Source organism: Priestia sp. 10L35 (assembly GCF_056395685.1).
Window position 1 is genome coordinate 1 of the sequence record NZ_JBFTKA010000063.1, and the last position, 392, is coordinate 392.

General features: G+C 68.1%; 1 protein-coding gene. It reads left to right on the forward strand.

All coding sequences use genetic code 11. The features are described 5' to 3' along the window. A partial coding sequence (locus AC1DEF_RS29330; protein WP_477727748.1) for a cation-transporting P-type ATPase occupies window positions 1-392 on the forward strand: 392 nt, incomplete at both ends.

Here is a 392-nt window from a genome sequence, read left to right on the forward strand (position 1 = left end):
CGCTTGCACAGGGCAGCGAAGCCGATGCGCTGGCCACCCTGCAGTCACATGTCGATGGTCTCAGCCCGCACGAGGCCGAAGAGCGCCTGCTGCGCTTCGGCCCCAACGAGGTCGATCACGAGAAGCCACTGCCGTGGTGGCGCCATCTGTGGCAGTGCTATCGCAACCCGTTCAACCTGCTGCTGACGGTGCTGGCGGCCGTGTCCTGGCTGACCGAAGACGCCAAGGCGACGGTGGTGATCGGTGCGATGGTGGTGCTGTCCACCCTGATCCGCTTCGTGCAGGAAGGGCGCTCCAACCGCGCCGCCGAACGGCTGAAGGCGCTGGTAGGCAACACCGCCCGCGTGCTGCGCCGCGCTGCGGGCACCGAGGCGGCAGAAGTGGCCGATCAG